This window comes from Pseudomonas sp. FeN3W (assembly GCA_030263805.2).
GTDB classification, from domain to species: Bacteria; Pseudomonadota; Gammaproteobacteria; order Pseudomonadales; family Pseudomonadaceae; genus Stutzerimonas; species Stutzerimonas stutzeri_G.
The window spans coordinates 4,982,789-4,997,791 of sequence record CP136010.1 but is presented as its reverse complement, the minus strand read 5'-3'; the positions used below and the strand labels follow the sequence as shown (position 1 = coordinate 4,997,791).

The 15,003-nt window shown below is 51.1% G+C and carries 11 protein-coding genes and 1 pseudogene; 6 read left to right on the top strand and 6 right to left on the bottom strand.

Annotated features, from left to right (window positions below):
- Positions 1 to 80: 80 nt before the first annotated feature.
- From P5704_023615 to P5704_023600, 4 genes are all read left to right on the top strand, one after another.
- Positions 81 to 2,387: a hypothetical protein gene (locus P5704_023615; protein WOF78941.1), complete on the top strand. Its 2,307-nt coding sequence runs from the start codon at positions 81 to 83 to the stop codon at positions 2,385 to 2,387.
- Positions 2,365 to 4,449, top strand: a complete 2,085-nt coding sequence (locus tag P5704_023610; protein ID WOF78940.1) for an integrase — start codon at positions 2,365 to 2,367, stop codon at positions 4,447 to 4,449. Before P5704_023615 ends, P5704_023610 begins: the two co-directional genes overlap by 23 nt.
- Positions 4,450 to 4,456: 7 nt before the next feature.
- Positions 4,457 to 5,071, top strand: a complete 615-nt coding sequence (locus P5704_023605) for a hypothetical protein (protein WOF78939.1) — start codon at positions 4,457 to 4,459, stop codon at positions 5,069 to 5,071.
- Between the two features lie 106 nt (positions 5,072 to 5,177).
- A complete protein-coding gene (locus tag P5704_023600; GenBank protein ID WOF78938.1) occupies positions 5,178 to 6,464 on the top strand; it encodes a site-specific integrase in 1,287 nt (428 codons plus the stop codon).
- A gap of 127 nt (positions 6,465 to 6,591) precedes the next feature.
- Here the strand turns inward: P5704_023600 and P5704_023595 are convergent, their stop codons facing one another.
- A complete protein-coding gene (locus P5704_023595) occupies positions 6,592 to 6,966 on the bottom strand; it encodes a helix-turn-helix transcriptional regulator (protein ID WOF78937.1) in 375 nt (124 codons plus the stop codon).
- Between the two features lie 261 nt (positions 6,967 to 7,227).
- Here P5704_023595 and P5704_023590 point away from each other — a divergent pair, with 261 nt between their 5' ends.
- Entirely contained in the window at positions 7,228 to 7,674 is a 447-nt protein-coding gene (locus P5704_023590) for a hypothetical protein (GenBank protein WOF78936.1), read from the top strand.
- 3 nt (positions 7,675 to 7,677) lie between these two features.
- Positions 7,678 to 8,076, top strand: a complete 399-nt coding sequence (locus P5704_023585) for a hypothetical protein (GenBank protein WOF78935.1) — start codon at positions 7,678 to 7,680, stop codon at positions 8,074 to 8,076.
- 984 nt (positions 8,077 to 9,060) lie between these two features.
- Here P5704_023585 and P5704_023580 read toward each other — a convergent pair.
- The 5 genes and pseudogenes from P5704_023580 to P5704_023560 all read right to left on the bottom strand — a co-directional run bounded on the left by P5704_023580 (position 9,061) and on the right by P5704_023560 (position 14,943).
- Positions 9,061 to 9,779: pseudogene (locus tag P5704_023580) on the bottom strand (SprT family zinc-dependent metalloprotease).
- Positions 9,769 to 12,876 (bottom strand): HsdR family type I site-specific deoxyribonuclease, encoded by a 3,108-nt coding sequence (locus P5704_023575; protein WOF78934.1) that lies wholly within the window; start codon positions 12,874 to 12,876, stop codon positions 9,769 to 9,771. Before P5704_023575 ends, P5704_023580 begins: the two are co-directional and overlap by 11 nt.
- Positions 12,877 to 12,974: 98 nt before the next feature.
- Positions 12,975 to 13,421, bottom strand: coding sequence for a hypothetical protein (locus P5704_023570; GenBank protein ID WOF78933.1), 447 nt, complete (start codon positions 13,419 to 13,421; stop codon positions 12,975 to 12,977).
- 8 nt (positions 13,422 to 13,429) lie between these two features.
- Positions 13,430 to 13,849 (bottom strand): hypothetical protein, encoded by a 420-nt coding sequence (locus P5704_023565; GenBank protein ID WOF78932.1) that lies wholly within the window; start codon positions 13,847 to 13,849, stop codon positions 13,430 to 13,432.
- Entirely contained in the window at positions 13,846 to 14,943 is a 1,098-nt protein-coding gene (locus tag P5704_023560; GenBank protein WOF78931.1) for a restriction endonuclease subunit S, read from the bottom strand. Before P5704_023560 ends, P5704_023565 begins: the two co-directional genes overlap by 4 nt.
- Positions 14,944 to 15,003 lie beyond the last annotated feature (60 nt).

Below are 15,003 nucleotides of genomic sequence, written 5' to 3'. Positions count from 1 at the left end.
GACTATTTTGAGAACATTGTCATTATCTTCTAAACAGCTCTGAAACGATTGATTAAGACGCCAATGGAAGCAAAAGAAAAATGACAATTATCAAAAAAACCCAAGCTATCCGCTATCACCCTTTGGCTGCAATCGACCCAGAGTTGGCGAATCTGATTATCCAAGGGGCAGCCGACCACCAAAAAATCTTCGGTCTCAGAAAATACAGCGTCCACGCGTCCATACAACTGTTGGAGGCCTACTGTGACATTACCGGCCAACGGATCACCATGGACACGGTCAGAAGCCCCTGTATCGAGGGGATCTTGCGTGGATTCTCCTCCGCCATGGCAGGCAATGCTCTAGTGGAGCTTCCAGAAAAAAAGCGTGAAACCTTATGCCGTTGCCTCTATCAATCGCTCACGACGGCTCTAGCGCAGCTTCCTGAAGCTCACGATTTTTCCTGGAACTTCTCCCTGTTCAAACCAGATGCAAGCGTGTGCGCGGAGATTGCTTCGGCTAATGAGTACAAACGTTGGTACTGGAAAGGTTGGTCAATCCTGCGCCCGGACGAAACTGGTGTGTACGTACGGCTCGCCCAGCTCGTAGCCCCTTATGGGCGGGTATTTGTAGAGGCCATCTTCGCAGAAATTGAAAGGTACTTCCGTGGCCGACCTGGCGCATTTCGCGTTGAATGGAACTACATGTTCGACTATCTCGGTGAGCACCACACCATATGGCCCCGGAGCACCTTCAAAACCGAGGCAGGCGTGAAAAGTTTCATACAGGCCTTTACAGTTGCTTACTTCAGCGAGGCAAAGGAAGCCCAGAAGGATGCAAAATCACAAATCAAAAACTGGGGCAGATTTATAACATCGATTGAGAAGTGCCTATGCAAAACTGGGGTATGGGCAAAGCTAACCTCACCAATCAAGCGACCACCACCGTCAACCAAGCATGGATCTGAAACCAAACTAGAAGAGCGAGAAGGCGGGCTGCTTGTCCAAGAAAAGCTACTTACGAGCATTCCCCTTTACGTAACCGATTCAGAAGCCGTTGACGTATTGTTTTTCCACATCAAGAACGACCTTGCCACAGTTCGTAACTGGGCAATCCATCAGGTTGCAGACCTGAAATCCCGAAAGGCCCGTCGTGTCTTGCTCGCTCAGAGCGGCACCCCGATCATCGAGTACCAAGGCCGGGGAATCGTAAACCGGTACACACTGGCTGACATCTGCGCGACACTGGAGGCCGCCGACTCTAAGGTGCCATCAAGTTTCCTTTGCAAGATTTACAACCGACTCACCGGTGAAAACTTCGATGCCGCGGATCTTGCCAACATTTACGGGTTCCCCGTTACAGGAAGTCTGTTCCCACTTCAGTGCTTATTAGTGCTTGAGCATCCTGAAATCACGACCGAGTTTCTAAAGAGCTTCGAGCTTTACAATCAGCAAGGTCAATTGGTGGGATTTAACGAAGAGAAGCGCCTGCTAACTGGATACAAAGACCGCAAGAATCCAGATGTTCGAGAGCAGGTCATCGAGCTCAATGACACTTCTTTCAACATAGTGAAGGATATTATCGAGATAACTAGCTCTGGACGGAGAAAGCTACGCGCGCAAGGGAAAGACAGCTATCGCTACCTATTTATCACTTCAGGGAAAGCCTTCAGCTTTAATAAGGCCGATGTAACCATCTGGAACGAACATACCTTTCGTGGCAATTCTAGCTTACGCGAACAACTGATCACACAATTCAAGCCCCACAGCGACCTGCCGGTTGCCCAGCTGGTCGAATTCATCAAACGAGTACGGTTGACCAAGATCCGGGCATCTAGGGCGGTTGAAATCTTTATTCATAGTAAAAGTAGCGAAGCCATGTCTAAGGCCCTCGGCCATGAGCACTATTACCCAGATCTGCTCAGCCACTACCTACCGGACGCTCTATTGGCATTCATCAAAGCTCGGTGGATCCGGATCTTTCAGAAAGCGCTCGTCTGTGAAGCCATGAAGGATAGTCACCATCTCCTCCGAGTGACCCGATTCAACACCATGGATGAACTGGATGCTTTTCTGGATAACCACCGAATTAAAGAGATTCCCTACCAAGCTTCAGATCCTGAGCGCACAGAACAGCGGACAATTACCGAGGCTAGTGAGGCTGTTTTTTCTATCGGCGTGCCGTTCCTGGCTTCTTTGCTCTCACTTGAAGCAGCAGTCAAAACCTCCACTGATCGGGCCCGCGTATGCGGCAAAGCGGAATACTGGGCGTCATTTGCAGACAAAATTAAATCTGAAATCACAAGCGGCTATAACCGCCTGCTGAAGCAACACCTAGATGCTGCGCTGAAACTAGTTGATGCGAAAAAGATGGAGGCATTGATCTATGTCCCTGCTCACTGGGCGTGAATCCAGCACCGGGTATGAATTTCTCGATGACTTTGTGATAACAAAACTAGCGCCTCATACGTCAGCACCCTGGCTGCTAAGTGACTTCTATAAGCATCGCTGGGCAATTCAGGCCCACCAAAAAAAACCCATAGAACTCGATTGGACGGTACATCTTGGGGATGGCAGTCTATTGACTGAGGCCAAGAACGAAAAATTATTACGGTCGTTGCAACATCTGCTCATAATTGGTGCGAACGGAGTCAATGAAGAGTTTTCCACGCGCGCGCCCGTGACCCAAAACATGCGTCTGTCATGCACGTTAAGACTCATTGACTACCTGTTGATACACTCAAGAAGGCTTGGCCTTATCAAGTTCGGCCTTGGCGCCTTGAGCGCCGATGATTTGAAAGGAATTCTCAACCATCTTGCCTCTACTCCATGGGCTGAAGACTCCGTTTATGCATGGCCTGAACGCTCATCCGCGTTCTGCAATGCTCAGCTGTGCAATCTCAGCGATAACGAGGCCGAGATAATCTTTGCCAAGTATCCAAGTATGTTGGAGGTGAGCGACGATGAGTGTGAGAATCTCAAACTCGATATCACCGTGGCTGATATCCCGAGGATTCGTGCGGCACTCATGAAGGCTAATCTGTACTACGGGAATAGTAGCAATGGCTACAAGGTAAGCACAAAAGCACTTTCGGAGCGCATCTACCCAGACACGTTGCGTGGGCGACAAACGCCAAAATCGGCTCTCGAAGTACTTAATTTCTACCCCAACGAAATCAACTACAAGCGCGAGTATCCAGGGGTCAGAGTCACCACAGGCGAGTCTGATATCCTCCAAGACACCGTATACTATTACTATCGGTACGCGCTCGTGAATAGCGCGACACTCAATACGTTAGGGTTATCCGCACCCGCAGATACCAACACCATCACAGAGTACATTCCAAAACTCAACGAATCTTCCCGATTCAGAAGCGTGCCGTCAGACAACCTGTTGAAGCTATTCCGCCGCAGTGTGGAATTCCATGTCGAACATGGGAGGAAGATCCTGAACGGTTTCATCAGGGTAGCAGCGCGTAGTCACGCTCAGAATATCTCAATGACCCAACAATCCAAAGAGGACTTTTTGAGAATTATCGGCCCGGAGCTCGCTAACTTCGGCGTCAAAAGGTTAGGCCTATCCAGCAACCGCAGCACCAATAATAAATCTCCTCGAAAAGGCAGCCGGGAGCAGTACTTCCAGCACCTGCGCGCCAACCACGGACTGCTTGAGCTGGTATACGTCTACCTGGGCAGCATACAGATGGTCGTTGGGATGATCATGGCGCGGCGCATTGACGAGTTGGTCACTCTGGACGCTGCGAACTGCTTGGACAAAAGCAAATCATGGCTCGTCTTCAACTTGGAGAAATCCACCCGCGACGCCTTGGGAATGCGGCAGCGTGAGTCTCGGCCTATTGACGCCATTGCCGTGGAAATGATCGAGGAGCTTCGCCGCTTTCAAAAGCTACTCAAGCGTCTCCGGGTTATCGACGATCTGACCGGCCTCTTCGCGACCCCATCGTCGCTGGGGCACAAAGGATTACAGGACTGCTCGCTTCACCTGTACAACCGCCATCTGGACTTCGCCTGCGACTACTTCGAAAGCGATATCACTGCTGACGGGGAACGCTACTACGTACGCCAGCACCAACTGCGCCGCTTTTTTGCCATTATGTTTTTCTACACCAATAGCTTCGGCGAGTTGGATACCCTTCGCTGGATGCTCGGACACCGCGACATTGAACACGTTTGGCACTACTTGACCGAGTGCCTAGAGCCCAAAGATCTCAGGGGCGCGGGCGCCCGCTATTTTGCTGACCTCGCCAAACACGAACGGTTAGACAATTACCAGAATTTGCAGGATCTGCTGTTTGCGGAATTCAGCACCACCAAATTCTCCTTGGTCGACGAGCAAAAAATCGAAGACTACCTTTCGGCGATGCTTGAAGAAGGTAAAGCTCGGATTGAGCCAAAATTTTTCAACGATGAAAATGGTAAATCCATGCAAGTCCTATTCATTGTCAGCTGAGAATAAAATGAACACACTACCCAAGCGCGAGCTGATTGATCAATCCATAGCGAACATCTTCAAATTACTGGTAGATATAGGGCAATCACCAGGTAACTATACTGACAACGAAAAAGTTCTGAACGCACTGAAGAGCCAAGGTGGCTTATGCTCTTTGGACATTGAGTTCTTCATACAGAATGAAAGCTTCACAATCCATCCCATAAGCCTTAACACTCTAAAGAAAAGGCTCGCCGACAATGAGCCTGAGAAAGATTTTCAGCACTTAGAAAAATTGCGGGCACATGCACAGAATGCTATACGCAAGTTCAGGAAGGAACTGACGCCTCCAAATAAACGTACTCGTTCTGCACTGGAGGATCAGGTCGAAGAACTCAAGTCTTCGATTTCCACACTCCAAGCGGTAAATATGGTTTTAATACAGGCACTGGAGATTAACCGGAAAGATTTGATCACGATCTCTGACACCACGAATACGGGATTGCGGCAAAAGAGAATTAACGACGCAATCAACAGAATCATCAAGATACTAGGGTTGAATCCTGCCCCCTTTGATGACGTGACCGTTCTATCCATGAAAAATCATTTGCAGTTGGTGCCAAATGGCAAAGCGAATCATTGAGTACCCCGAAGCATCTCAATTGTTCACTCCAATCCCGAGACTGCGACTATACGACTATTTATCGCACGATAAACTGCATACACTTGATAGTAGCAATATACCATTCATGACTTGGCCTGATGGCTCGCCTTGCTTGCAGGCCAACGCCTACATGATCAAGACGCGCATGCAACCCAGCCGTGGCGGCAATGGCCCATCAAGATTTGGAACCAAAGGGGGTACCTTTGGTGAATACGCCGGGCAGATCAGTCACCTGATTAGATTCTGTTACTATAACAAACTCAACTTCATAGCCCTTTCCGACGACGATTTTTGCGACTTCATCGACGGACTCCGCAAGCAGACAAAACTAAACAATCCCACTCAGCCAAAAAGAACTGAGCGCACAATTACCAGCATAGGCAGAAGATGTTTAAGCTTTCTCTCACATGTGGGAGAGATGAATGGAATTCATAATTTCGTTGGAATAGGTGGAACCATTTCTATTGAGATGGTGGACTCAGTTTTCTACCGAAATGGAAAAGCCATCAAACGCTCCAGCGTTCACCACAGGTCGTTCAGGACGGCCAGTGCCAAAAAGACCCGCAGACCTATTGGCGAAGCCACCATCGCAAAGTTGCACAACGCGATTGATGAGATGTCCACATCGGAATTTTTATGCAATCGTCGGCATCTGATGATTTCCCTGTTCGAGGAGCTGGGTGGCCGTCGAGCCGAGATTCAGGCGATTACTGTTGCACAAGTTTTCGCTGCTAGCAAAATTAAAAAGCCAATAATTCGACTTTCCACGTTGAAGAGAGGCGGGACTGGGCTGACTCGTGAGCTTGAGCTTAGCCCACCAATGATAGAAGACCTCCTGAACTACATTCGCGGCGACCGCCGCTCCATCATGAAGCGATTCAAGGACGCTCCAGACCACGGTTTTCTACTAGTGACAGAGCGAGGCGGACGCCCCTTAGGGATAGATACCTTGACGACCGAGTTTTCGTTAATTCGACGTGCAGCGGGCATCGAGGAACAAGCCTGCTCGCACCTCTTCAGGCATGCTTTCTGCACCAACATTGTGGCTAAGCTCATTGCTGAAACACAGGCCCTGAGCCCCGACTCATTCAGGCAAACACTAATGACAAACAAGATGTTGGCCGAGCGCGCCATGGCCTTGAGCGGCCACGCAACGCTTGAGAGTTTGCTTAACTATGTGGACGCCGCCTTTAGGGAAAAATCCAAGTACGAACAGGTCATCCATAACGTCCAAGTTGCCAGGACTTATGAAACCTACCAGCGTCGGAGAAAACAGCTCTTAGAAGATTTCAAAAGAGGGAAAATCAGCAAGGAGAAATACATCAAGCGAGAAGAGGCTCTGACGGCAGCCATGGATCTTGACCTTGCATGAGCGACTGCACGACCAGTGCGCGGGGATCCTAGCTTACCCTCTAGCCCAGTACCTCTGAACAGTCCTGAGTGTCACCCCAGCCTACGAGCGATCTCGTCTTTTTGTAGACCTTCACCCTGCATGCGCTTCACGGAGTCACGAGTACTGTCTGCCTTCCTCCCTCGAATTCCCGAAGCGCATCCTCTTGAACAACTGACTCAAACCGCCCCGCACTCAGCAAAGCCCTAAGCCTTTTATTACTCAGCACTATCTGCTCTTCAACGTCGAGACCAGAGCAACGCGCTTCAACAACCAGCAGAACATCGCTGGGAGCGACACCGAGCACCTTGCAGAGAGCGGCAAGCGTATCGATGCGAGGAAGGGTTTGGCCGTTTTCGATCTGGCTCAGATTTGAAATATGAAGGACTTCGCCGCACTCAGTGCGTGTCAGACCAGCTTGGAGCCTGGCATCCCGCAGCACCTGCCCCAAAACCTTTTCAAGCCTCATTTTCTTCGCGCTCAAAAACGAGCATCAAACCAATTTTGACGCGACACATCGTTAGCTGATAAGCTAACGATGTGTCGCATGATCTTATCAGAAACCCCCGTCAATAAATGCCAATTGAAATCCTTGGCACCAGCCAAGCAGGTGTGATTGCAGCCAGCGGCCCCCTAACCGAGTCCGCAAAGAGCGATGTCCAGCTTCTGCTCCTGCCGCCCTGAATGACACCCCGCCTCCACGGCGGCATAGCGACTGAACAGATATTTTAAGCGGAGGAACACCATGGTTGCTCAAGCCGGACATATAGACTTTGAGTTCAAGTCAGAAAGCGCAGGACTTTGGTGCCTCAATAAGAAAGGCAGCGAGCGCTGGATGAGCATTACGCTGGCCAGTACCGAAACCAATGGTGTTGTAAATACAATAGCTACAAATGATCCCGAGATCATTAAGCGGACGCTCAAAGAACCAGGAGAAGGGTTATTCATCCGAAGCTTTCAAGCGGTCGTAAGCTGCGATTTTCCTGACAACAAGGGAATTGCAGTTGCTGATGTATTAAAACTGATCGAGCAGCGAACCAAGCGGGGCGAAATATTCCATCTCGTGCACACCAAGTTCAATTGCTATCAATTCGGAGGGCCGACCAAACTGATGGCTAGTCAAGTTCAGATGGGGTCTGATGTAGTGCTCTACACCGCCGAGCCACCTGCGCGTCGGTATTACGGTGGATAAGCGATGAAAGAATTGCATGAGATAACCGATCTGCTCTACGGCGATGGAATACAGATGCCTGGAGCAAAGGTCAGTCAGGATGAGGCTGTTCGGATTGCCCGTGAGCGCCACCCATACTCTGAGTACTGCCTCATTTCTGATTGGCGCTGGATAGATCTGGACGTCACCTCAGCGCAACTCAACGAGTTGACTAGAACTAACCGTCAACCAGTCGTCATCTACGCACACACAGTGATTTACGATAGTCAGCGCCGTTGGGATGTAGGCGACTTTGTGCGCACAAGCTATCTACACAAATTCGAGCAAGGGTTCATTTTCCAAACCCTAAGTACAGTTTATATTTTAATGGGAGATGGCATCAGAACAAGAGCTTCTCTTGAGACTCTCGGACGGATTTTTTGATGCCTATGACAGAGCTTTCCAGGCGCACAAAGCTGTGTCTAATAAAAGCACAAAACACCCAATTTTCATGGCGCGTGACTGGATACCTCACTGATGTCCATATCTTCGCTAGGTCTGCCGTGGGTCGCGTTTTCAGTCATCACAGCTCATGTAAAGTATTCAGGGAAGGGACAACAATTCGCACATCCGATGTTATCCACCTTTATAAAGAAAGCGGCTTCTGGGTACTACATACAACGAGCGGCAGTTTCTACGTGATCGCGACTTTTGAACGCAAAATCGGATGGTATTCGCTGATGCATTTCAAAGCTTCTGGGGAAGCTAGGTTGCGCTTGCCCTGGCGCCTCTTGAACTAGCTTAGGCTGCTTATGCAATGTAGATTGACCTGCCATTCCCTTGGTAAGGCCTGGCTGATATCAGATCTTTGGTGTATATGTTGATGTATGTATAGCTAAGAGTCATCTACACTTTCCGTGTGTAGCCACTACTAGGAATATGTATCAATGCCGACGATAGCCGAACAGCATCGGATCCTCGCGAAGTTGATTGAGGATTTATGTGAACTCAAGAAGGAGTACTATCACCTTTGGCATTACACATGTGGCAAGTCAGTACCGGATGACTATCAAAAAGCAGTGGATAGTTTGATGGAAAATGCTAAGAACGAGTGCGGAGAATTGGCTCTTACTGCTCCGGGATTTTTATATTGGGAGATTTGGGGGCCTTCAATCGAGTTGATACAGCACTGGATACGGAAGCGATAAGACGTCTTCTACGCAAGAAGTTGGAAATAGAGCTTGAAGTATGAGATTTGGCATCTTCATGGCGTGGATTCAGCCTGACTGCTATTCGCCGGTACTTGGCTAATACGCACCGCTCCACGCCCTTCTCGCTAATTAATCTGGTCAACAACTGCCATCAACCGCTTAGCGCCATGCCTTGCTTTGGGCACCAAAAGATCTGGCGTCCACCCACCACACTGGCTTAAAACTCTGTCAGCACTGAACTATTCAGCTCCTCGCGCAGAGTTCGCCATTGCGGCAAATGGAGGTCGAGGAGAGAGGTGAAACGTTCGTTGTGATGCCGCTCATGCAGGTGGGCCAGCTCATGCACCAGGATGTACTCCAGGCATTGCACGGGCTTCTTGGCCAGCTCCAGGTTGAGCCAGATGCGTCGGGCTTCGATGTTGCAGGTGCCCCACTTGGTCTTCATCCGTTTGATGCCCCAGGCCCTTACTTCAACCCCTAGCTTCGGCTGCCACTTTTCCAGCAGCTCTGGCACTAGGCGCTTCAACTCTGCACGATAGAAGTCCTGAAGCACCTGCTCGCGTCGCTCGACGGTGGTCTCCGGACGCACGAACAGATCCATGCAGGCCTTACCGCGCAGCGTTACATGCAGTGCTATACCACTGCTCTCGTGCACGCGCAGGCGATACCGCTGCCCAGGAAGTAATGGCTCTCGCCGCTGACCATGCGCCGTTGGGATTGCCGGGGCTGGGCCTGAAATTTGGCCCGTTGGCGCTTGATCCAGCCCAGCTTGCCCACCACCGCCAGGCGCACGGCTTCGTCATCTACCGCCAACGGCGCGGCCACACGCACACGTCCTTGCGGCGGATAAACGCCCAGATGCAGGTTCTTGATCGGCTTGCGCACGACCTCCACGGTCAAACCGCTGACAGTGATATTGCGGGACTCAATACTCATGCTGATGCTTGACCAGTTCCAGCAAGGCATCCAGCCGTTCGTTGTCCTGTCCTGCTGAATAGTCGCCCAAGGCCTCAGCGGCGTCTTTGCCCCACTGATCCAGCACTTGCTTGATAGCCAGGCGTACGCGTTTGATCTTCATGGCATTGCCGCGCCAGTCGTCCTGCCGGCTGTCCAGCACAGCGGCATCCACAGCCAATGCCAGGCCGGCATTCTGACTCAGGTTGTCATACAGCGCTTTGCGGGCGGCGCTATTGATCGAGCCAGGATAGTTGGTCGAGCTGGTGGGGTTCTTGGCCTGCTGAGCTAGCTTCACCACCTCATCCAAGTATTCCTGGTAGCTGATGGCGTCTTCCTTACGCTTGGCGATCAGCGCGTCGAGAAGCGAAGACATGGTCTCGTAGTACTTCGGGTTGATCGGCGACTCATCAATGATCAACTTGCGCACGTTGTTCTCGATGGTCTCGGCCACGGCTTCCTGGCTTTCGCGGATGCCCTTGGGCAGAGCGTCCACCGCATCGACACCACGTTCCACGATCAGCTGGATCAGCGACATATCATCGAAGGCTGAGATCTTCTCGCTGTCCTCGGCCCGGATGTAGGTGTCGATCAAAAAGTGCATGTCCGGCTCGTAAGCCTTCAGGTCGATGTAGTCACCGCTGGCCAGTTTCACCTCGTCGCGCACCTTGGTGAAGTGATCAACCTCATCCTTGATCTCGCTGATTTCTCTGGCGCTATAGCCGGCTTCTTCCAGCTCGTTGGCCAGATTGCCGAAGCAGCGAATCAGCGCGGAGGTCATCTTGTACAAGTTCAGCCGCTTCGGCTCGTTGGTTTTGAGCACTTCGGCATTACCCGAGTCGGTGCCGCAGAAGAAGCGGATATAGGCAGGCGTGTCCTTGGGTTTCTCCACTGGCTCGCACAGGGCCTTGATCGCCTCGCGGGCTTCCTCAAGGTCTTCCTGGGCCTTGCTCAGCCGGTCTTCCAGCAGGCCCGCCACATCGGCCTTGTCGTAACCGTCCAGTGCACCGCTGGTGTAGTCGCCGATGGCGCCTTCCAGCTGCTTGAACAAGTCCTTGTAGTCGATGATGTAGCCGTACTGCTTGTCTTCACCGTCCAGGCGGTTGACCCGACAGATGGCCTGGAACAGGCCGTGGTCGCGCATCTGTTTGTCGATGTAGAGGTAGGTCGCTGAAGGCGCGTCGAAACCGGTCAGCAGCTTGTCCACCACGATGAGCAGGCGCATCTGGCCCGGCTCTTTGATGAAGCGCTGTTTGACCTCTTTCTCGAAGGTCTCCGGATCTTTGTCGCCGAGCATCTGGTTGTAGATGGCGTACTGACGCAGCTTCTCGGTCAGTCCTTCGCCAGTGGCTTCACCCTTGATGTCAGCAGGCGATGGCTTGTAGCTGGTGACAATGGCGCACATGTCGCCCATCCCGGCTTTGCAGAACAGCTCATAGCATTTGCAGGCTTCGAAGATGCTGCTGGTGACCAGCATCGCATTGCCACGGCCATCAGCCAGGCGGTGCTTGGTGGCCATGTCGAGAAGGATGTCGGCGACGATCTTCTCCAGCCGCGACTGGCTGGACAGCACTTTCTGCATGGTGCCCCAGCGCTGCTTGAGCTGCGCTTTGGCTAGGTCGTTCAGGCCCTTGGTCTTGGCCTCGAACCACTGATCGATCTTCTGCTGCGAGGTGATGTTCTGATCGATGTCGCGGGCTTCATAGCGCAGGTCGAGCACCACGCCATCGGACACCGCTTCGTCGAATTTGTAGGTGTGGATGTAGCGACCAAACACCTCGATGCTCTTCTGCTTGTCGGCCTTGAGCAGCGGCGTGCCGGTGAAACCGATAAACACGGCATTGGGCAGGATGGCTTTCATCGCCTTATGCAGTTCGCCAGACTGGGTGCGGTGGCACTCGTCGACGAATACATAGAGGTCGCCCTTGGCGCGGAAGTCTGGCGGCAGGCTCTTGCGCAGCTCCTCCACAAAGTCTTCTACATCGGCATCCTCGCGGGTGCCGAACTTATGGATCAGTGAGCACAGCAGCCAGGGCGATGGCTGGTTGAGCTTGTCGATCAGGTCGGCACCGCTGGTGGTACGCACGATCTGCTCGTTAACGCCGGTAAATACCTTCTCGATCTGCTCATCCAGCTCGGTGCGGTCGGTGATGATCAGCACCCGCGAGTCTTGGATGTTTTCCCGAATCCACTTGGTCAGCCAGACCATGGTCAGGGACTTACCCGAGCCCTGGGTGTGCCAGATGATCCCGCCCTCGCGCCGACGCAGGTAGCGCTGCGCCTCGCGGATACCGAAGTACTGGTTGTGCCGGCAGAGCTTCTTCACCCCGCTGTCGAAGACGATGTAGTCGTGGATCAGCTCCAGAAAGCGCGCCTTGTTGCACAGCTGAAGCAGATGCCGATCCAGCAGATTGTCGGCAACGGCGCTGTCAGCGTTTTCTTCCTTCCAAGTGAGGTAGTACTTCTCGCCGGTCTGGATGGTGCCGTAGCGCAGGCCCTGAGTATCGTTGCCGGCCATCACGAATTGCTGGGTGGAGAAGAACGGCTGGATAAACTCGACCTTCTGGTTATCCAGGTTCTGCCGAATGCCCTCGTTCACCGCCACCTTGGAACGCTTCAGCTCCAGTACGCCCAGGGCAATGCCATTTACATAGAGCACGATATCCGGGCGCTTGGTATAGGCCTTGGCATCAGCGCCCTTGACGGTGACTTCCTCGGCAATGGCGAAGTGGTTCTTGTCAGCCTGTTTCCAGTTGATCAGCCACACAGTCTGGGTGTTTTCGCCGACCTCGGGCTTGATCTTCACCCCATAGCGCAGCAGCTCGTACACCGCTTTGTTGCGGTCATACAGACCCTTGCTGGCATCATTGGCTACACGGTTTAGTTCGAAAATAGCCCGGCTGGCCAAATTAGCCCCGACACCCTGTTCTGCCAGCCAACCGCGCAGCAACTCGGGCTCGATATTCGCATTGCCGGAGCGCTCGGCCCAGTCGCCCAGATACTCGTAGCCCAGCTGACTCTGGAACAGAGTGACCACACGTTGCTGGGTCATTTTTTCGATCTGGCCGACGGTGCTCATTGCTATTTATCCTAGTTTATTGTCAGCTGCAAATTTCATGTCTGTAAGTTTTTAATTTATAACTCTATAGATCTCGAATTCAGGGGCTGTTCATGGGGCTAAGGCTCATGATTGCTCTCTTGGATTACTCTTAGAATTTTCTCGTAAAAAGGGAGTAATGGAAGAAATGCTGTCTTATCTGTGGCGACCAGATCAATAGCATGGCACGCTGATATCTCGAACTCGTTGTGCCATGGTGATTCATCTAATACCATCACAGGTATGTTGATCTCGTGAAATTGATCAGCAGTTAAGTCAACTATGAGCCTGCCCTGTTTTATCCATGCGTGTGACTCGATTCCTGGCTTTGATCCGTGCACATAATAGAATTTTCCAAAACCAAGACTTTCCAAATAGGTACCGATCAATTCAGAGGTAGAGCCACAACTACCGCTGGGGAAATTTCTAAAATCTATCGGTCGCCCTGAAGCTGGTATTTTTTGTATCGCTTGCCTGAAACGGTTGCAGTGAATTTTAATTGTGGGTTTGCCTTGGGTTTCCTGCATTCCCGCTCCTAACTTGTTTGTAACTCGATGGCGGAGATGATATTTGCTATTTGAATGGATCCTGAAAGACGATCAGGTGCAACTGCTGTTAAAACTGGACGGTGTTGTTTTAGGTGTTCGACGTCATCTGCTTCTGCAAGCTCAATATCCATCCACTTTCCATCATCCGAGATTGCTGTGATTCTTCGAATGGCAATGATAGTGCCATCTGTGGTTAGCAAGCCGAAAAGCCACCAGTCATCCATCATTCGGCGGGTATACCATGCAGGCAAAACTTCGGAGGCCATTCCTGAGTCACCAATCATGGCAACTTTGCTGCTAACTTTTTTCCATTGAATATGAGTAAACCACAGGCTCCAGCCAGCTACGGCAAGACTGAGTGCCGATATCAGGGCTCCTGCTAATGCTATCCAATCGCTGTTGCTCATTTTAGTCTTATTCTGCCGGTTAGTAGTTCCTGCATCATGCCCTGCTTGAGTTGGCGGGCCTTCTCGCGGCGGGCTTCTAGGGCGGAGAGCTCAGCGCTCATATCAGAAATAGTAGCTGCGATTGCAGCTTGTTCCTCCGGGGCAGGGAGAGGGAGCTCAAAGTTCGTCAGGTCGGACTTCTTGATGTAGGGTATCGAAGATCCAATTTTCCCAATTCCGAGCGAAGCAGCCAACCCAAATTTCAATGCGTGCCAGATATAGTTAGTATTGGCATAGAATTCATAAAGAACGTAGGTTCGTTGATAGGCCTCAAACTTCCCGAAGTAATAGTTTAGGTTTCCAACCTCTCCGTTTCCGGCGACAAGTATAGCCTCACAGTCAAACGAATAGTGATCGCTATAAGTGTGGTCTCTTGCGCAAGTAAAGAAAGGGTACTGCCCCGATGGGTTGCCCTCATTTACATCTTTTTTTCCTGTGGTGATTTTGCAAACTTCACCCAGAATCTTCATCTGCCACTCCCCACTAAACCCCGGCAGGCGGCGTTGGCCGGTTAGGAGTTGTTGCATGACGGCTTGCTGGATATCGCGCTTTTTGGCGATTATTTTATCCAGGTTTTTGATGAGATAGTCGATTTCGAATAGCGTGATAGATATTTCACGCTGTTCACTTATAGAGGGGATTGGTAAAGGTAATTGGGAGTATTCTTTTCCATTTATTCCTGGCTGCCCACTGCGCATGGACATTAAACCTACCCAGTCCCAGTATTTTTTTGTGGATAAATATGAAGAAATATAGCCTGATACAAGCTTTGTAGGGTTTGGTCGAATTAAAATTAAAAATCCAGCGAAAACCAATGGGCCGTCACTAGTGTCATATTTATATGACTTGCCAACACTGGCGCCTGTGCGTGCTAAAACAATATCGCCATCCAATAGGTAGTAATTGGATGCTTGTGTATTATCAACAGATACCAGTTTTTCAGGAGAAAAGCGCCCGTCTGTACTTATGTCTGTAATTCGAATGTAGACTGGGAGACGATCTGAGTATGGGACTGCCGCTGCATTTATACCGTAGCGGGGAGTGCTAGCTAGCATTCTCCCAGACGTTTGACTTCCCATTCTTCCGGAATTAATCCAACTTCAGTCAGCTTGTAC